This is a genomic window from Pseudomonas graminis, from assembly GCF_001705435.1.
GTDB classification, from domain to species: Bacteria; Pseudomonadota; Gammaproteobacteria; order Pseudomonadales; family Pseudomonadaceae; genus Aquipseudomonas; species Aquipseudomonas graminis_B.
Genome location: NZ_MDEN01000051.1, coordinates 17795 through 38049, shown reverse-complemented (window position 1 = coordinate 38049; position 20255 = coordinate 17795). Strand labels below are relative to the sequence as shown.

Below are 20255 nucleotides of genomic sequence, written 5' to 3'. Positions count from 1 at the left end.
ACTCACGACGAGCAACTGATCTCCAGATGCTTCCCCCAATCCGGAGGACGCTGTGCATAACCCTCCATTCCAGGCTGCTCATCGAACGGTGTGCACAGCACCTGATGCAGGCGGCGGACTTCGCTGTCATCGCCTTGTTCGGCCGCTTCGATGGCGCGTTGGGCCAGGTAGTTACGCAGGATGTACAGCGGATTAACCGCGTGCATGCGCGTGCGGCGATCCTGTTGGCTGGACTCGGGTTCGCGGGCGATGCGGGCTTTGTAGGCGTCGGCCCAGGCGTCAAAGCCGAGCATGTCGACGATGTCGTCGCGCAACGTGCCTGCCGCGACGTCAGCTGATTCCTCCCCCAATTGGCGGAAAAACAGGGTGTAGTCGACGCCGCTGTTCTGCATCAGTTGGAGTAAGCGCGCGATCAGCTCAGCGTCATCTTCTTCCGCCGTTGTGAGGCCCAGACGTCGACGCATCAGGTCCAGGTAATGCGCCTGGTACAGCGGCAGAAACAGGTCCAGCGCCCCGCGCAAATCCTCGACGCTGACGAAGGGCGTAAGCGCCTGCGCCAATGCGCTGAGGTTCCACTGGCCGATGGGGACCTGATTGCTGAAGGAGTAGCGGCCTTCGTGATCGGAATGGTTGCAGACGAAATGCTGGTCGAAGTCATCCAGAAACGCGAACGGGCCGAAGTCGAAGGTGATGCCGAGAATCGACATGTTGTCGGTGTTCATCACGCCATGACAGAAGCCATAGGCCTGCCATTTGGCAATCAGCTCGGCCTGACGCTCGACGATCACGCGAAACATCGCCAGGTGCGGCTCGGGCTGTTCCAGGCACTCGGGGTAGTGCAGGGACAGCACGTGATCGGCCAGTTGCTTCAGCTGTTCCGGCTGTTTGGTGTAGAAGAAGTACTCGAGGCTGCCGAAGCGCACGTGGCTTTGCGCCAATCGCAGCACCATCGCCGCACGCTCCTGGGTTTCGCGCCACACCGGGGTGCTGGAGCCGATCACACAGGCCGCGCGGCTGGTCGGGATGCCCAAGGCATGCAGAGCTTCTGAGGCCAGAAACTCGCGGATCGACGAGCGCAATACAGCACGACCATCGCCCATGCGCGAGTACGGTGTCTGTCCGGCGCCCTTCAGGTGCAGGTCCCAGTGTTCGCCGGCGTCGTTATACACCTCGCCGAGCAGCAAACCGCGGCCATCACCCAGGCGCGGGTTGTACGAACCGAATTGATGACCCGAATAAACCATCGCCCGCGGATCGGCTTCGGCCCACAGTTTGTGACCGCTGAAAATTTCAGCAAACAGAGGTTGTTCTGCCTGAGCGAGGTCCAGATCGAGCAACGCGAGGGCCGCTTCGCTGGCAACCACCAGCCGCGGGTCGGCGATGGGCTCGGGCAGCACGGTGGTGGAAAACGCATCACCCAGACGGGCAAAACGATTATCGAAAGTCAGCTCGTCGAGGGCTTTCAAGGGATGCCTCCAGCAGAATGTCCGACCATTCTGCTGGGTTTTCCATGGTCAGTCGAGCCTGACTTCGGGCGGCTCCGGAGCATCTTTTGGCGCTGGAGGCACAACAGTGGTCGGCGTGATGGTTTTCTGCTCTGGCTCGACCGGCACCATCTTGTACTCCTGTCCCTGCATATTCTTGAGGTAAACCTCCATCTGCCGGAACGAGATATTGATGTGCTGCTTCTTGAATTCCTTGTTGATGAACCGGTTGATCTCGTCGAGCACTGGATTGCGGTCGCCCAGGTCACGCACATGCATGCGCAGCTCGTGGTCGAGGGTGCTTTCACCGAAATTGAGGAAGTAAACGATCGGTTCGGGCTCTTTCAAGACCCGCGGATTATCACGGGCGGCCTTGAGCAGCAGGCTGCGCACCAGGTCCAGATCCGAGCCGTAATCCACGCCCAGCTTCAGCGTCACGCGGGTGATCGTGTCGGTCAGCGACCAGTTGATCAGTTGTCCGGTGATGAACGTCTTGTTCGGGACAATGATGTCCTTGCGGTCGAAGTCAGTAATGGTGGTCGCGCGGATGCGGATCTTGCTCACAGTACCCGACAGGGCGCCAATGGTGATCGTGTCGCCGATCCGCACCGGGCGTTCGAACAGGATCATGATCCCGGAGATGAAGTTGGCGAAGATCTCCTGCATGCCGAAACCCAGGCCCAGTGACAGCGCCGCCACCAGCCATTGCAGCTTGTCCCAGCTCACGCCGAGGGCCGACAGCGTGGAGACAAACCCCACGCCGACGATGGTGTACGACAGCAATGTGGTGGTCGCGTACGAACTGCCCTGCTTGAGGTTGAGCTTCGACAGCACCAGCACTTCCAGCAGGCCCGGCAAGTTGCCGGCCAAAACGAAGGTAATGCCGATGATCACCAGGGCGCCGATCAAATCGCCGAGGCTGATCGGCACCATGCTGATGTTGGCGCCCGTGCCGCTGGTGTACTCGTACAGCGTGATGTTATCGAGGTACGAGAACACCGAAATCAGGTCGGCCCAGACGAAGTAGAGCGCGCCGATGAAGCCTGCGATGAGTGCCAGACGAATCAGTCGCAGCGACTGCTGGTTGACCTGCTCGATGTCCAGCGTCGGCTCTTCGATCAGAGTTTCGCCTTCTCCGGCTTCTTTCGCGGCCTGACGTTTGCTCAGCGCGCGCTGGTACGCCAGACGGCGAGCGGCGACGCTCAGCCCGCGCACGAAGGCGGCTTCGATGACCAGCCACAGCATCAGCAGGTACAGCGTGTCGATCAGGCGATCACTGAGCTTCAGCGCGGTGTAGTAATAGCCAAAGCATACGGCGACGAACAGCGCGACGGGCAGGGCGGTAAAGACCAGACCCACTGCGCGGCGAAACAGTGAAGCGCTGTGGTGGGTCGGGCTGGTGAGCAGCAGGCGCGCGAGCAGCCAAGTCATCAGGGCGTAGCACTTCAGCACCACGGCGATGCCGATCACGTCGTCGGCCAGCGCTGAAGGTTCGTGCTCGGCCACCGCGACCACTGTCACCAGCGCCAGCACCACAAGACCCAGACGACGGATCCAGCCGCGCAGGAATTCCACTTGCGGTTTTTCCCAGCGGAAGTGCAATTGCGCCACGCCGCCCGGCGCGAGAATCCGGTAGGCGGTGTAGAACACCAGCCAGGCCAGCGCCACTTGCAGCAGTGCCGAACCCAGATTGATGTTCTGCCCGCGGGCGTCGATCTGCAGCGCGAACGCACACACCGCCAGGGTCAGCGACAACGGCATCGCCAGCAGCACGTTGATGAAAATGGCCAGCGGCGTCTGCCACTGCCGGTCCCGTTTGAAGTGGCCGATGTCGGCGTGCAGTCGATTGAGCTTGTCGTACAGCGCCTTGCGTTTCCACATCAGCGCGCCGATCACCAGAAACAGCGGCAGGAAGATCAGCGGACGCTGGGTCAGCCCGTCATACAGCTCGCTGACGCTGGACGTCCAGGGCAGGGTGGTCACCTGTTTGACGAGTCGCGGCTGAATGCGCTCGAACCACTCCAGGTCCAGCGGCTTGTTGCTCGGAATCCAGAACATCTGCTCATCAAGGGTGGCTCGCAGGCTGTTGGCCGTGCTGACCAGCTGTTTCTGATTGAGCTGCAGGGTGATGGATTCGTTGAGCAGCGCACTGAGCTCGCGGTTCAGCCGCTCGAGCAGGTCGCTGCGCGTGGTCGCCAGATCAAGCAGCGTCTTGCGCAGCGCAGGCGTGACGTCTTCCGGCTTCTGCGTCGCCAGCAGCGTGTCGACGTAAGCGCTTGGGCTGCTCATCTGCTCGCGCTGCTGATTGACCTCGAATTGGTACAGGCGAATGTCGGCGATTTCGTCAGCCAGGCCGCTGTCGAGTTTGAGCTTGGGCAGCGACTGCTTCTGTTTGTAGAGGATTTTCGACAGCAGCAGGCTGCCGCTCAACACGTTGATCTGCTCGTCCAGCGCCTGATCGGTTTGCGTGATGGCATCCAGCTGGGTCTTGGTTTTCAGGTTCTGCTGGGTCAGCTCGTTGAGGCGGTCTGTGCCGCGCAGCAGGTAGTCGGAGAGCTTGAGGTTGGCGGCGCTTTCGGTCGCCAGCAGGCTGCTGCCGCCTGCTTTCTGCGCTTCGAGGGACAACTGCGCCACGGTTTCCTGGGACTGGGCGCGACGCTTCTCGTTGATCAGCGTTTGCAGGTCCTGGATTTCCTGATCCTGGCGATTGACCTTTTCCGTGAGCAGGTCGCGCTGGCTGCCGCCGAGGTCCTGCAACTGGCTGTTGCCGGCGAGCTCCTGACGACGCAGGGCAATCAATGCATTCAACGAGGCCTGTTCAGCGTTCAAGGCGTTGCGCTGGTCGGCGTTGATGGTCTTGCCACCGTCCTTGCCGGACTTGAGGATGCTGTTAATGGCCTGAATGCGCGTCTGGCTGCTGCTGATCTCGGCCTGGGCGCGCTCTGGTCTGGTTTGCGCAGTGATGGTCAGGCTGTTGGCATCATTGAGGGCTTTCTGCAGATCAGCCTGCTGGGCGCTGCGCTGACTCAGTACTTGCTCAAGCTGCGGCACGTCCAGATTGGCGTAACGCTGCGCGACCGGTATGACTTTGCTGGCTTTGAGCTTGGTCAGCTCGCGCTGGTTCTCGGTGGTCTGTCGGGGTGCATCGGCAAGCTGCTTTTTCAGGTCTTCCAGCTTCTGCTGGTTGTCCTTCTGGCTGGACAGAAACGTCAGCGTCTGTTCCAACACCTGCTGCAGCGCTTTCTGGTCGTCAGCGGTCAGCTTGCGGTCGGCGATCTTGTCCAGACTGCGCTGGACGGCCTCGCTGGACAGGGGAGGCGTATCGGCGGCATGCGCCGGTACGGACGACAGGCAAAGCCCAAGCAGAGCCGAGGCAAAAAGGTTTCGCAGCGTGAACATAGACACCGGGTCGAGCGAGCAGAAATGGGGGCAGTTTAAAGGAACAGCCCGGGGCCCGGGCGGCTTCCTTCGGGGAATCTGACGCCCACTTTGAGGATCTTGTTCCCGTCCATAACCGCAACTGTCCAAATAGTTCCATTCCATTCGATCTGGTCGCCCACGATCGGCGCGCCGCGATTCTTCTGAATGATGAACTGACTCAGCGGCATCCCCGGATCCAGCCCGTCGAGTTTCAGGCCGTAGAGTGCCGCGACAGCCCCCAGCTCAGCGTCTCCTTCGAGAACGAAGTCGCCGAAGAAGCGCAGATCCAGACCCCGCTGCGGCGCCTGACTGAACAGCTTGCCGAGTGCAGGAAGGTCGTGTTCGTGGCCGATGACGCACAGCAGATCGCCGACTTCCAGCACCGTACTACCCGACGGGTGGAGCAGTTGCTGACCACGGAACAGCGCTGCGATCCGCGTGCCTTCGGGCATTTTCAGCTCGCGCAATGCGGCGCCGATGCACCACTTTTCTGCGCCAAGGCGATACACGAACAGCTCCCACTCGCTGGTGACATGGACTTCCAGCGCCGCGCGGGAGATCGGCGCCGGATCAGGCGGCACCGTCACTTTCAGCCATTTCGCCACCCACGGCAGGCTCGTGCCCTGAACCAGCAGCGACACCAGCACGATGAAGAACGCGAGGTTGAAGTACAGCTGCGCATGGGGCAGGCCGGCCATCAGCGGGAACACCGCCAGAATGATCGGTACCGCGCCGCGCAAGCCTACCCAGGCGATAAAGGCTTTTTCGCGACCGTGGAACACCCGGAAGGGCAGCAGCCCCGCCAGCACCGACAGCGGCCGCGCCACCAGAATCATCCACAACGCCAGGCCCAGCGCCGGCAGCGCGATCGGCAGCAAATCATGGGGCGTGACCAGCAGGCCCAGTACCAGAAACATGCCGATCTGTGCCAGCCAGGCCATGCCGTCGAGCATGTGCAGAATGCCGTGGCGGCTGCGAATCGGCTTGTTGCCCAGTACCAGACCGCACAGGTAAACCGCGAGGAAGCCGCTGCCGTGGATGGCGTTGGTCAGTGCGAAGACGACGAGACCACCGGCGACCACCAGGATTGGGTACAGGCCGTTTGCCAGATTAATCCGGTTGACCAGTTGCAGCATGATCCAGCCGCCGCCCAGCCCGATGATGCCGCCGATGCCGAATTCCTGAATCAGGTGGCCCAGCAGGCTCCAGTGCAGGCCGGTTTGTCCGCTGGACAACATGTCGATCAACGTGACCGTGAGGAACACCGCCATCGGGTCGTTGCTGCCGGATTCGATTTCAAGGCTGGCGGTCACCCGCTCGTTGAGGCCTTTGCCGCCCAGCAGCGAGAACACGGCGGCGGCGTCTGTGGAACCGACGATGGCGCCGATCAACAGGCCCTGGATGATGTTCAGGTCAAACAGCCAGGCGGCAACCATGCCGGTCAGCCCCGTGGTGATCAGCACCCCGACCGTCGCCAGCGACAAGGCGGGCCAAAGTGCAACCCGGAAGCTCGCCACCCGCGTGCGCAAGCCGCCATCGAGCAGGATGACCGCCAGCGCCAGGTTGCCGACCAGATAGGCCGTTGGGTAATTATCGAAGATGATGCCGCCGCCATCGACGCCCGCCACCATGCCGACGGCGAGGATGATCACCAGAATGGGAATGCCGAGGCGGGAGGACAGCGAGCTGACCAGAATACTTGCACCCACCAGCAACGCGCCGATCAGGAACAGGCTGTTGATGGTCGTGGCATCCAAGGGCGGTACTCCAGAAACGAATTCGAACAAGCGAGGGCGCGAACTGACCATGCAGTCCGCGTGCCAAGGGATTTAACCTGTTGAATTGCATGGCTGTCAAAGCGTAATTCCAGATGGGTGGGCTAATGTTGCCGCAGGGCCCGCCCTGCCACTCGCATGCCGCTGTGCATACAGGTTTCCCAGATGACGGCGGTAATACCTATTTATGCCAGTCACTGGCGTGGACTCTGGTCACCTTCTGTTTCTATCCAGAAGAAGTGATCACCATGAACGTACAAGCCCACCCATTACCCGAATCGGATGAGCGTCAGCTCAAAAAAATGGCGAGCCGTTATGTCGCCGATTACCCCGATCTCAACGCGCTGGCGAGGTCCGCTGCGCAGAACATCATTTTCAGGCACACCGGTAAGCATCTGGATCCTGATCAGGTGTATTGGCATCGTTTCTCAACCGCCAGCAGCAGTTCACGGTCTTTTACCGGATGGCAGCATGCTGGTAAGGCGGTGAAGTCGATGACGATGACCGAGTTGGTGATTCGCCGTTTCGACGTTAGCGAGCAGCAAGCCCCGGACGAGCTGGCGGTGTATGGCGGTTTCTACACCGACGGCCCCGAACATGGCGTTTTCAATGAACAGAATGAAGTGCGCATGCTTCCGGCAGAGGTGCTCAACGATTTCTGGGCCCTCGATTTCAGTGCGGGCTACCGGCGCCAGATGGACCGGTTCTGGGCTCAGCACAGCGACAACTTCTGCGTGCTTGCCAAGGTGCGCTACTTGGCGTCTGCGGGAGAAAGCCTGAGCAGAGGTCTGTTGTCGGCGACGGATTTCGACGCACTGCGCAGCGTCCTGACTGCCGGGGGTGACTCTGTGACGCTTGAGCAGCTGCGTGAGCCCGCGCCTGCGACGTCAGCGGTATCGGTGTTCCATCTGGAACTGGGCGCGTTCAAGGCTCGGGACATTTTGCGTGTTGTCGATGAGGGTGGCCGTCAGATCCTCTATGTCTGCGGTGCGCAAACCCCTTTCTACTGCTTCGATACCCATCAACAGGTGTACGAATGGTTGAAGGCGCAGTTCCTTTCCCTTGGCACTCGAGAGGCTATTTGCGCTCGCTTTCTGCATTCGGCGAGCGATTGGGACACGCACCGCGGTGCGTTTCAGCGCGATGTGACTCAACTGCTGATGAGCGACCACGATAACGCGGGGGTCAATCGCGGGGCGGCACCGATTCCGGGTGATCCGTTCGCCTATCTTCGTGATGTCGCCCGTCACGACATGACCGCTGACGCCACCACCCTGTTGACCGATAACAGCGACCTTCGCAAGCAGATCTGGCTGGGGTATCTGAACGCCTTTCTCTCCGTGTTCGGCAATCTGGCGCCGCTGGGTTGGCCGCTGGCATTGGCTGTGGTGGGCGCGAGCCTGATCAGCACCGGATTGAGCATCGATCAGGCGGTCAACGCTAAAAACGCCGAACAACGCAGGCGGGGTATCTTGGGCGCCATCGCCAGCGCTATTTATCTGTTCGTGAACCTGCCGCTGCTGTCGCGCCTGGGGGCTGATGTCAGGGAACCCATGAGGCCCCGAAGCCCAACGGGGCTGAGCGCAGGTGCCGATGCCCTGCCGACTCCCGTGGCCACCGATCCTTTGTCCGGCATGAGCAACAACGTTGCCCTTGAATCGCTGACGCCGGTCTCGGAGCAAGGGCTCTATCAAGGGACATATCGGCTGGGCAATGGCGAGACATGGGCGTTCATCGACGGGCAGGCGTATCGGTTGAGCCTCGATGAAAGCCTGGGCAGCTGGGTCATCGTCGATCCCCAGAACCCGTTTGCGTTCAGTGGCAGATGCCCGGTTCGGTTCGATGGGCAAGGCCGGTGGGAACGGCTTCCCATCCCGGGCCTTGCTGGCGGTGCACCCATGGACGCCGGCGCCCTGGCGGTCACTTCGCCGCCTGCGACGCCCTTTTCCAGCGTGCAATCGGCATTCTGGGATCGCTTCATGCAGCTCAACCTGTTTGATGAGCAGCTGTATTCCGAGGCCGCTCTGGCCCGGCAAAAGGCCGTGGTGGAAGTGTTCTGCATGGAGCCACAGGAAATAGTCTCGACCGACTCCGAGGGTGAAGACGTGCATTTTGATCAGTGGGGCGCCAAGCATCGCGTGTTCAAGACCGCAGACGGTGAATACGTCGGCTCTTCCATCAAGCACTACACCCACGAAGACGATGCGTATAACCAGTTTTTGCGAACCGGCGTGGCGATCTATTCCGATCAAGTCGCGCTGGTACAAAAGCTCGTCGAGGATGTCAGCACGCTGGGGTACAACAATGACGTCGCACTGTATCGCGGCGGCAGTGGGGCGCGTGGTACGTCGGGGGCCTTTTTTCGCACCGGCGAGGTGACCGTGGGCGATGTGCTGGTCAATACCGACATCACCTCGTTCAGCGAAAATCCCTATCAGGCGCGCACTTTTGCCAGCAGTCAGGCAGGCGCCCATGCCAGTGCCACGAATACCCCGGTCCGTTTCGACGACACCAGCGTGGTGTTTGTGCTGCCGGAAAAACAGTACTTGGGCGCGGCACCCATCGCGCCGTTCTCCGCGAGTCCGGACGAGGCTGAGGCTATCTTTTTGCCCGGGCACTATTTTCAGATCGACAGCATCGAGCAAGTGATCGGGACGTTTTATCGGTTCATGAAAGTACAGCTGCGCGAAGTCACCGGTCCGGTCCCGGGCCGAAAATTGCTCGACATGCGAACCGCAGAGCCTTTCAGTCGCCAGGGTTACGCGGCCCGACTGGGAAGCGCCGGGCGGGTGTTGGTCGATTGTTTTTTCCCGTCTCAACAACCCTGAACTGCCTGCTCATTTCGTAAGCAATAATTATCTATGGCGGCCCGGCGTGCCTGTCGGTGGACTCTAAGGGCTCACTCACTGACAGGATGTCGGGTTATGAAAGACAGAAAGGATACGACCGCTCTGCAGCGCAGAGCTGACGCGCTTGGGCGCAGCCGCGACAGCTCGCGACCTTCGGGCTGGGGTGGCCAGCGAGGCGAAGACTGGGGAGACAGTGGCTGGAATGAGCCACCCGTGCCGCGCGACCAAGACGGGTGGCCCGTCGAGCCTGCCCCCGGGAAAGAAGTCGACGCTCACGCCACGCTGCTGAGCGACTGGCTCGGTCAGCAGCACGTGCGGTACGAATCGCCCCATGACTACGCACGCACGCAGGCGCAAGCCTACCTGCTCCAGCACTTCCCGGAAGAAACTGACCCTGATGAATTGCTGATCACCACGCTGTACCTCAATGGTCAGGATGCTGCGCCCCAGCGAGCCAACATCGCTCACGCCTTCACGCTGACCGACGCGCTGATGCATAACTGGCAGCAGGCAGGTAACGGCGACTGGTTTGATCATCTGGGTCACGTGCAGTCGTATCGCGAGGGAGGGTATCCCGCACGTGTCTCGCCCACGCCTCTGAACCTTCCGGATTGTTTCGCCTATGAGGCCGTTTATCGCAGAACCTCCCCGCAGCGATTTGATGCCTCCACCCACACGTCCATCGACCCCAAGGCGTTCAAGGCCTTCGTCTGGGATAACGCATTGCTCGATCACTACGAGAGGACGCTCGACACGTTCTGGGAACAGCATGGCGGTGACTACAACCTGCTTCTCAAGGCTGCCTTGCTCAAGTCAGCCTACATCCAGCATTCCGAAGGCTCGATGAGCCAGGAGGACAAAGCGCTGGTGCTCAAGTCCCTGGGCCTCGATCCGTCACAAGCCTGGGAGCAACTGACATTCGAATCATTCCGCGATGCACCTCTTTCCCATGCGTTCACGTTCCGCGAACTCATTCTGTATCGCTATGCAGCGACCGACATCATTGTGATCAGGGATGAACAGACAGGCCGGCTAGTGGTTTATATCCCCGGCAACTCGTCGCCTTTTCATGGCTTCAACGATCTCACAGCGCTACAGAACTGGATCGCGCTGCAGTGTAAAGACACCCGCAAACGGCAGGCCCTGGAGCGTCACTTCAAACTTGAAGACGACAGCGACGGTCTTTTTCTGAGCGGTCTCCATACGACGCTGGCCGGTCTTGCGGTCTTTCCGCACCTGCTGAACGGTGCGACAGGCAGTTGGCCCCCTTATCGGGAGATCGCGCTCGGTGCCGCACTTTCCCCTTGGCCGTTTTCCCACTTTCGCCAAAGCCTGCAGGATCGTCAGCGCTCTGATGCGGCGCTGAGTATTCGCACGCAAAGCGACTACCGCAAAGAGGTGCTCGCGCAGCGGTTGTCCACCGCCATCAGCGTCACGGGAGCCATCGCAATGGTCGTGCCCGAGCTGTGGCTGCCATTGGCGGCGATGTCGGTCGCGCTTCTGGGGCTAGGGGCAGACGAGGTGATCGAGGGCAAGACCTATGAAGAACGAAAAAACGGTGTTGGCCGCCTTGTCTTCGGTGTTTTGAATGCGGTGCCGGCCATTGCCCAGGGCGCCGTGGAGATTATTGACGCAGCCGCTGCGGCGCAGCGTGCAGGCGAAGTCGTTCCGGGTGCAGCAGATGAAGTGGGGCAGGTGATCGACAGTCGGAGCGCCGAGCAGAAAGCGGCAGCGTCTGCACAACAGCAGGAGATCGATGAGGAGATTGCGCAGCAGGCGCACGAGCGAGCCAACGAAGATGCAAGCGCACGAGAGGCCCGACTGGCGCAGGAAGAGCACAGTCGCCTGCTGCGCAAAACCCAGCACGAAGCAGGTTATGACAGCGCGAAGGCGTTTGGTGTTGAGCCAGAGGGCCTTCGATCGTTGCCCCCACGTTTACGGGCGGAACTGACCCGGTTCGAGTACAGCGAGCCCCTTGATCTTTCGGGCAGCTGGACACGCGATGACGTCGGCGCCGTGTACAAATCCGTCGATCCGGCGTCAGGCGAGACCGTTTATTTCGCCAGGATTCATTCGAAGATCTACCGGGTCGAGCGGGTCGATTCGGTCAAGCAGTACAGGATTTTCTCTCCCGAAGACGCGGCCATCAAAGGTCCTTATATCAAGCGCCTTAATGGATTCTATTCAGACCTGGACCTGAGGCCAGGACTGCGGGGAGGGGAAAGCTATGGCGATGCCGTCACAGCGGCTTCCACGAAAGACCAGGGCGTGACTGCGCCTGTCGAGCGCGTTCGGGCACAGCCCCGGGTTCAGATCGATGTGCCGATGGATGGCATTGAGCAGAGGACGCTGACTGACAGTTCCGGTCATCAGGTCCATCGGTTTTACGCCATGAATACGCCGGAAGGTACGGGCGTTTATTACGATGCTGACGTCGCGTGCTGGAGACATAAAGTCACTGAGGAGCTGCTTTGGCTGGATAACAACGGCAAGTGGAGCGTGGGGGACGAGCGTCGTTATCTGAGCGTCAAAGGCCGCCTTCGCGCCGGTGTGAATGACACGGTTTACACATTTCCGCGGCTGCCAGGCGTGTCTGCGAAGTCTTTGCCCATCGATCGCACGATTCATCAGATCTGGTTAGGCGATGGATTGCCCGGACCAGACCTGATCGAAACGATCAAACAGAACATCAGGACCAGTCCGGATCTCAAGTTCGCACTTCATGTCGATATCGATTACTCCGCAACAGTGGACGGCTTGACCGCCGAGCAGCAGTTGCAGGCTGAATTTTCCAGCTTTCCCCAGATGACCATTTCGAGCCTCCAGGACGAGCAGTTCTTCGATGGCTTTTCCCTGTACGAACAGGAAAGTGCCGAGCCGTACGCCTACTTCCGTCATGGCCACAACCAGAACCTTGCGGCCGCTGCGGATGTGCTCAGGTACCGCCTGATCAGGGAGTACGGGGGCATCTACATGGATTGCGATGATGTCCTGGCCCAGTCGTTCAAGGGCCAGGCACTTGCCGCAGGCCCTTCCGATGTGCTGGTGGGCAGGTCAGTCAACTCCGAAACGCTCATGCACGTCGGCCCTGCAAACAGTCACTTTGCCAGCCATCGGGACAATCCGGTGCTCAGAGCGATGGAGACAGCGTTGCACCAGCGATTCAAACTGGGGGAAGAGGCGTTGAGGGCCCTCAAACATTCGTCCTCGGACGCCAAGAGGTATCTCGCCGAAGTGTCCCGTATCACGGGACCCGGTTTGTTCCTGGACGTCATTAAGTCGTCCCGGCCCGATTATGCGGGGCTGCTGACCGGAAACTATCGGGCGACCAGCAACATACTCTCCGTCGCGTATTCGGAACGTCTGGAGGAAGTGGAGCGGTTTTATCTGCCCTTCGCCAACCGACTGAAAATCGAGCCGGGTGGCGAAAACCTCCGGGGAGAGGCGGCGGCCCCCACTGAGGGCGTCTCGATCGTTGATCTGCCCGAGGTCCTGCCACCGACCCAGAGTGGTTTCCTGCAGCCGGATGCCCCCGCGATCAAGGTGGCGATTCCCATCGACGGCGTCAGCACGTCTGGCGGGCGTTATTCGATCATGATCGATGGCAGACAGCGCGGGGTCATTTACGATGACGACGCGAAAACCTGGAAGCTTCCGGGCACCGACTCAAGAGGGCTGAGGCTGGACCAGAATGGAGACTGGCAGTCGCGAAGCGTGCTGGATGAACCCCAGCCTATCAACCCGCACGCCAACGTCGAGGTGGTCGAACTGCCACGGCTGCCCACGATGCCCACTCACCTCAAGCCGATACCGAGAAAGATTCACTACATCTGGGTGGGCGATCAGCCGCTGGAGGAAGCCCGCATGGAAAACCTCATCAGAAACGCAAATCGCAGCCCGGATTTTCAGTCTGTTTTGCATGTGGATGTCGACAGTCAGGAAACGCTGAATCGCATTCGCGCAAGCGTGAAAAGTCGTGCGCCGTCGCTGGCGGTGTCGAACCTGCAGGATGAGAATTTCTTCGCCGCGTTCCTTCGCGGCAGGCATCAGGCGCTGTATCGCGAGGCACGAGGCGGTGCAGGTAAAAACTATGCTGCCGCCTCCGACATCCTCCGTTATCCCCTGATCGACGCCTACGGAGGCATCTACATGGACTCCGATGATGTGCTGACCGCTTCCATCAACGGTGTTCATCTTGAGGCGGCCCATGGCGACTTGCTGCTCGGCAAAGCGGTTGCTGTGCCCTCGCTGGATTTTCGCGGCTATGGCAATAGCCTGTTCGCCAGTCATGCGGGAAACCCTGTGCTTGCTCGTCTCAGCGAAGAGCTGGCCTTGCGAAACCAGGCGCAGCCCGGGTTTTTCGAGACGCCCCCTCCCACGGTTGATCGTTCCACGCCGGTCACCGAGTTGCTGACCTCGCAGGCGATGAAGGGGTACCGCAAAACCGTGTTCGAGCTGACGGGCCCGGCGCTGTTCAACGATGTATTGCGAGAGCAGCGGCCGGACTACTATCACCTGGGCATCGATCCGCCCAGTCACCTGCCCGTTCGCTCCGCCGCGTTTCAGCGGCAGCTGGAAGCATTGCAGGATCACTTCTTCCCGTTCAAACGCAAAGCGCCTGTCGAAATCGGAAATGGACACGACTGGTAGCAGGTGAGCGCGGCCCTCAGAACCACGCGTCGTGCATCGTCAGGCACGCATCATCCCGGCGCTCGAGGATCGCCAGTTCATGATGGCAGCCCGGTACTTCCCATGTCAGGAAGTACCGGGCGGCCTGCAACTTGCCCTTGTAGAAGTCGCTATCGGCTTCGTCGTTCTTCTCCAACCCTTCCTGGGCGCGAATCGCCTGCGCCAGCCAGCGCCAGCCAATCACTGCGTGCCCGAACGCCTTCATGTACAGCGCCGAGTTGGCCAGTGTCGCGTTGACCTTGCCCTGGCCCAGATCGGTGAGCAATCCAAGTGTGACCCCTTGCAGGCGGGTGACCAGTTGCTCCAAGGGTTGTCGCAATACCGTCAGCGATTCATGGGCCTGCGCGCGCTCGCAGGTATCAGCGATCAAACGAATCAGTTGCTTGAGCCCGGCGCCTCCGTTTTGCGCCAGTTTCCGGCCCAGGAGGTCCAGCGACTGAATGCCATGGGTGCCTTCATGAATCGGGTTCAGGCGGTTGTCGCGGTAGTACTGCTCCACCGGGTACTCCCGGGTGTAACCATGGCCGCCGAGAATCTGGATCGCCAGTTCGTTGGCCTTCAGGCAAAACTCCGAGGGCCAGGACTTGACGATGGGCGTCAGCAGGTCGAGCAGCTCGTGGGCGTGTTTGCGCACCTCCTCGCTCTCGCCCGTTTGCGTGTCGTCGAACAGGCGAGCGGCGTACAGACCCAGGTCAAACGAGCCTTCGACGTAGGCTTTTTGCGTCAACAGCATACGTTTCACGTCGGCGTGCTGAATGATCGACACCGGCGCGCCGTCCGGTGACTTGCTGTCAGGCAGTCGGCCCTGGGGGCGTTCGCGGGCGTATTCCAGTGAATACAGATAACCGGCATAACCCAGCATGACTGCGCCCATGCCGACGCCGATGCGCGCCTCGTTCATCATCTGAAACATGCAGCTGAGGCCTTGATGGGGCTTACCAACCAAGTAGCCGACGCAGTTGCCGTTGTCGCCGAAGTTCAGCGCGGTAGACGTGGTGCCGCGCCAGCCCATCTTGTGAAACAGGCCGGCCAGGATGACGTCGTTGCGCTCACCGAGGCTGCCGTCGTCGTTAACCAGAAACTTGGGGACGATGAACAGGGAAATGCCTTTAACGCCCGCTGGTGCGTCGGGCAGTTTGGCGAGGACCAGGTGGACGATGTTTTCGGAGAGCGGGTGATCGCCGCCCGAGATAAAGATCTTGTTGCCGCGCAGGCGATAGCTGCCGTCTGCGGCGGGCTCGGCGCGGGTGCGGATGTCTGACAGCGACGAGCCCGCGTGGGGCTCGGTCAAAGCCATAGTGCCGGAGAAGCGACCCTCGACCATCGGTTGCAAAAAGCGCCGCTTTTGCTCATCGGTGCCGAAGTTTTCGATCAGATTTGCCGCGCCCATGGTCAGGAAGGGGTAGGACGCCGTCGCGGCATTGGCGGACTGGAAGTGGGCAAAGCAGGCCTGAGAAAGCAGGGTCGGCAGCTGCATGCCACCGGCTTCGAAGTCCCGGGCGGCATTGAGAAAACCAGCCTCGAGGAAAGCGTCCACGGCGGGTTTTACTTCCGGGATCAGCACCGCTGCGCCGTTCTCATAGCGCGGCTCGTTCTCGTCGTTTTTACGGTTGTGGGGCGCGAAGTATTTCTCCGCGACGTTGCGTGCCGTGCTGATCGCCGCTTCGAAGGTTTCCCGACTGTGCTCTGCGAAACGCTCGCGTTGGGTCAGCGCCTCGGCGTCCAGCACTTCATACAGCTCGAAAGCCAGATTGCGTGAACTGAGCAGCGTCTCGGACATGGCGGCGTACCTTTCTTGGGAATGCCGTCGAGTCTAGGGGCGAGGGGGAGGGGTGAACAGGATGATTGATGCGGGTGATGGGGCGATCAAACGGGGGGTGAACGCAGGTCGGATGACCTGCGCACCCCCTGCACTTATCCGATCGTCATGAGGCTCGCGTTACCGCCCGCTGCTGCGGTATTCACGCTCAGCGCACGCTCGATCACCAGGCGCTCCAATGCAATGTTGGTTTCGCCTTTGGACAAGCCGTGAACGCCGACAATAGCGCCGCTGCGTTGAGCGACCTGTTCGCAGATGGCGCGCAACTGATCGGAATCACCGTGGTGCAATACCGCGTCAATGGCGACCTCATCCTTGTGCCAGTCGGCGACCAGCTTGATGCGCGACTGAACGTCCTTCGGCAGACGGTTGCGCAGTGACTTGGCCGGCTCAACGTCCGGCACGATCGCCGTGCTGCCCACCGCCATCACGGCGGCCAGTTGCGCCAGCAGATCCGTCTCATCCTCGGCCAGGCACAACACGTGTTCACGGGGCAGGATGCTGTAACTATTGCGCTCGCCGGTGGGGCCCATGAGCGTGCGGGTCACGCCGCTTTGGGATTGCTCGGCGAACTGGCTGCACAGCGCTTCCAGGCCGCTGAGTTGCTGAGTGCCTGCCCAGGCGTTGAGCGCATTCAGCGGCTTGAGCATCGCCTCTTGCATGCGGGTGTCCGGCGCCTGTTGTGCATCGCGGGCGGCGAAGGATTTCTGCACGGCGTCGGCGGGGCGCGTCGACAGCAAACGGTACAGATACAGCGGTCCACCGGCTTTCGGACCGGTCCCCGACAGACCTTCGCCACCGAACGGCTGCACACCCACCACGGCGCCAACGATGTTGCGGTTGACGTACATGTTGCCGGCGTTGACGTTGTCGATGACCTTGGCGATGGTCTCGTCGATGCGCGTGTGCACGCCCAGTGTCAGGCCATAACCGGAGGCGTTGATCTGCGCGATCAACGTGTCCAGCTCACGGCGCTTGTAGCGCACGACGTGCAGTACCGGGCCAAAGATTTCCCGTTGCAACTCGTCGAAGCTGTCCAGCTCGATCAGCGTCGGCATCACGTAGGTGCCGCGCTTGATCTCGTCGCTGTCGGCAATGGCGACCTGATACACAGTGCGGCCTTTGTCGCGCATGGCCTGAATATGTTTCTCGATACCGGCCTTGGCTTCTTGATCGATCACCGGACCGATGTCCACCGACAGGCGTTCCGGGTTGCCGAGGCGGCTCTCAGCCATCGCACCTTTGAGCATCTCGATGACACGATCGGCGGAGTCTTCCTGCAGGCACAGCACGCGCAGCGCTGAGCAGCGTTGACCGGCGCTGTCGAACGCCGAGGACACCACGTCGATGACCACTTGCTCAGTCAGCGCCGAGGAATCGACGATCATCGCGTTCTGGCCACCGGTTTCAGCGATCAGCGGAATCGGCCGGCCCTGGGCATCGAGACGGCCGGCGACGTTGCGCTGCAGCAAGCGGGCAACTTCGGTAGAGCCGGTGAACATGACGCCCTTGACGCGATCATCGCCGACCAGTCGCGCGCCGACGGTTTCACCCCGGCCTGGCAGCAGTTGCACCACGCCTTCGGGAATACCGGCTTCGAGCAGAATGCGGACGGCCTGCGCGGCAATCAGCGGTGTTTGTTCAGCGGGTTTGGCGAGTACCGGATTGCCCGCCGCCAGGGCTGCGGCGACCTGACCGCTGAAAATCGCCAGCGGGAAGTTCCACGGGCTGATGCATACCACGGGGCCCAACGGGCGGTGAGCGTCGTTGCTGAAATCATTGCGCGCCTGCACCGCGTAGTAGCGCAGGAAATCCACGGCTTCGCGCACTTCGGCGATAGCGTTGGCGAAGGTCTTGCCGGCTTCGCGGGCCAGCAGGCCCATCAACGGCTGAATCTCGGCTTCCATCAGGTCGGCGGCGCGCTCAAGGATGGCGGCACGTTCGGCAGGCGGCGTCGCTTGCCAGATCGGGCCGGCGCTCAGGGCGCTGAGCAGGGCGTTATCGACGTCTTCCAGACTCGCTTCCTGCACGTGGCCAACCACGTCACGCAGATCGGACGGGTTCAGGACCGGCGCTTCAGTGCCGGCGCTGACCGGGCTGCCCAGCATAGGGCCGGCCTTCCAGTCGTTGTGCGCCGTGGCGAGCAGGGCCGAAGACAGCGACGCCAGACGATGTTCGTTGGCCATGTCGATGCCGGCCGAGTTGGCGCGTTCGCTGCCGTACAGGTCGCGGGGCAACGGAATGCGCGGGTGCGGCAGGCCGAAACCACCTTCCTGAGTCGCCATACGCTCGATGCTGGACACTGGGTCGGCCACCAGTTCCTGTATCGATATGGACTGGTCGGCGATGCGGTTGACGAAGGAAGTGTTGGCGCCGTTTTCCAGCAGTCGACGCACCAGATACGCCAACAGCGTTTCGTGGGTGCCGACCGGTGCATACACCCGGCACGGCCGGTTCAGCTTGCCGTCGGCGACCTTGCCTACGACCTGCTCATACAAGGGCTCGCCCATGCCGTGCAGGCACTGGAACTCGTACTGACCGGGGTAATAGTTCTGACCGGCAATGTGGTAAATCGCCGACAACGTGTGGGCATTGTGGGTCGCGAACTGCGGGTAGATGACTTCCGGCACCGACAGCAGTTTGCGCGCGCAGGCGATGTAGGAAACGTCGGTGTAAACCTTGCGCGTGTAGACCGGGTAGCCTTCCAGGCCCTCGACCTGAGCGCGCTTGATTTCGCTGTCCCAGTACGCGCCTTTCACCAAACGGATCATCAGGCGATGACGGCTGCGGCGTGCCAGGTCGATGACGTAATCGATCACGTAAGGGCAGCGCTTCTGATAGGCCTGAATGACAAAACCGATGCCGTTCCAGCCGGTCAGTTGCGGTTCGAAGCACAGGCGTTCGAGCAAATCCAGCGACAGCTCCAGGCGGTCGGCTTCTTCGGCATCGATGTTCAGGCCGATGTCGTATTGCTTGGCAAGCAAGGTCAGCGAAAGCAGGCGCGGGTACAACTCGTCCATCACGCGCTCGTATTGCGCCCGGCTGTAACGCGGGTGCAGGGCGGACAATTTGATGGAGATGCCCGGCCCTTCATAGATGCCACGGCCGTGGGAAGCTTTGCCGATCGAGTGGATGGCCTGCTCGTAGGACGCCAGGTATTTCTGCGCGTCGTGCTCGGTCAGCGCTGCTTCGCCGAGCATGTCGTAGGAATAACGGAAACCTTTCGCCTCGAACTTGCTGGCGTTGGCCAGGGCTTCGGCGATGGTTTCGCCGGTGACGAACTGCTCGCCCATCAGGCGCATGGCCATGTCCACGCCCTTGCGAATCATCGGTTCGCCGGACTTGCCGATGATGCGGCTGAGCGAGGAGGTCAGGCCGGCCTCGTTGTGGGTGCTGACCAGTTTGCCGGTCAGCAGCAGGCCCCACGTGGCGGCGTTGACGAACAGCGACGGACTGTTGCCCAGATGCGGGTGCCAGTTGCCGGTGCTGATCTTGTCGCGGATCAACGCGTCGCGGGTGCCTTTGTCGGGGATGCGCAACAAGGCTTCAGCCAGACACATCAGTGCCACGCCTTCCTGGGATGACAGCGAGAATTCCTGCAGCAGGCCCTGGACGATGCCGGCGCGCCCGCCGGCGCTCTTCTGGTTACGCAGCTTTTCGGCAATCGACGCGGCGAGCTTGTGCGTTGCATCGGCCATCGGCGCAGGGAGGCGCGCCTGCTCGATGAGCATCGGCACCACTTCAGGCTCGGGGCGGCGGTAGGCCGAGGTGATCGCAGCGCGCAACACCGACTGGGGAAGAATGCTTTCGGCGAATTCAAGAAATGCCTGATGGCCATTTTCGGCGGGCAGGTCACCCTGATCGTCGGCGTCTTTGCCACCTTGTCCACTGAGTTCATTCAGCGTCGCACCGCCCTCGAGCTTCTCCAGATAATTGAAGATCGCCTGCTTGATCAGCCAGTGGGGCGTCCGGTCGATGGACTGCGCCGCCGCTTTCAATCGCTCACGGGTGGGGTCGTCGAGTTTGACACCGAGGGTGGTGGTGGCCATTTCTTATCCTCATGACAGCCACGGTCATGTGGCTTAGCTGCGGCAAGATTAGCTGTGCGACTGCAAGGGTGCAACCGGGTGCAACCGCTTTTTTCAAAGTGTTTCACGGGTGCCCCGTATTGAGCCGAACCGCCCTGATTCAGCTCCGTTGAGGTGCCCCGCAGGGCAGG

At 61.1% G+C, this 20255-nt stretch carries 7 protein-coding genes; 2 read left to right on the top strand and 5 right to left on the bottom strand.

All coding sequences use genetic code 11. The annotated features are described in order from the left end of the window. Positions 1–2: 2 nt before the first annotated feature. Genes selO through BBI10_RS02915 form a run of 3 tightly spaced genes read right to left on the bottom strand, consistent with a single transcriptional unit; the run spans position 3 to position 6661 of the window. On the bottom strand, positions 3–1466 hold the full coding sequence (gene selO, locus BBI10_RS02925) for a protein adenylyltransferase SelO (protein WP_065986593.1): 1464 nt from the start codon (positions 1464–1466) through the stop codon (positions 3–5). 48 nt (positions 1467–1514) lie between these two features. Further along, entirely contained in the window at positions 1515–4883 is a 3369-nt protein-coding gene (gene mscK, locus BBI10_RS02920; protein ID WP_065986591.1) for a mechanosensitive channel MscK, read from the bottom strand. A 35-nt stretch (positions 4884–4918) separates the two neighbouring features. Continuing rightward, the gene (locus BBI10_RS02915; protein ID WP_065986589.1) at positions 4919–6661 is read right to left on the bottom strand and encodes a potassium/proton antiporter; all 1743 of its coding nucleotides are present in this window, start codon (positions 6659–6661) and stop codon (positions 4919–4921) included. Positions 6662–6927: 266 nt separating this feature from the next. Between BBI10_RS02915 and BBI10_RS02910 the strand changes: the two genes are divergently transcribed. Beyond that, positions 6928–9507: a dermonecrotic toxin domain-containing protein gene (locus BBI10_RS02910; RefSeq protein ID WP_065986587.1), complete on the top strand. Its 2580-nt coding sequence runs from the start codon at positions 6928–6930 to the stop codon at positions 9505–9507. Between the two features lie 234 nt (positions 9508–9741). Then, positions 9742–14178 carry a dermonecrotic toxin domain-containing protein gene (locus BBI10_RS02905; RefSeq protein WP_065986585.1) on the top strand — a complete coding sequence of 1479 codons (4437 nt, stop codon included), beginning with the start codon at positions 9742–9744 and terminating at the stop codon, positions 14176–14178. 16 nt (positions 14179–14194) lie between these two features. Here BBI10_RS02905 and BBI10_RS02900 read toward each other — a convergent pair whose 3' ends face one another. After that, entirely contained in the window at positions 14195–15997 is a 1803-nt protein-coding gene (locus tag BBI10_RS02900) for an acyl-CoA dehydrogenase (protein WP_065986584.1), read from the bottom strand. A 134-nt stretch (positions 15998–16131) separates the two neighbouring features. Beyond that, entirely contained in the window at positions 16132–20085 is a 3954-nt protein-coding gene (gene putA, locus BBI10_RS02895; protein ID WP_065986583.1) for a trifunctional transcriptional regulator/proline dehydrogenase/L-glutamate gamma-semialdehyde dehydrogenase, read from the bottom strand. Positions 20086–20255 lie beyond the last annotated feature (170 nt).

Coding starts and splice junctions, on each gene's coding strand:
- mscK (WP_065986591.1), bottom strand. CDS start 4,883: ATGTTCACGCTGCGAAACCTTTTTGCCTCGGCTCTGCTTGGGCTTTGC.
- BBI10_RS02910 (WP_065986587.1), top strand. CDS start 6,928: ATGAACGTACAAGCCCACCCATTACCCGAATCGGATGAGCGTCAGCTC.
- BBI10_RS02900 (WP_065986584.1), bottom strand. CDS start 15,997: ATGTCCGAGACGCTGCTCAGTTCACGCAATCTGGCTTTCGAGCTGTAT.
- putA (WP_065986583.1), bottom strand. CDS start 20,085: ATGGCCACCACCACCCTCGGTGTCAAACTCGACGACCCCACCCGTGAG.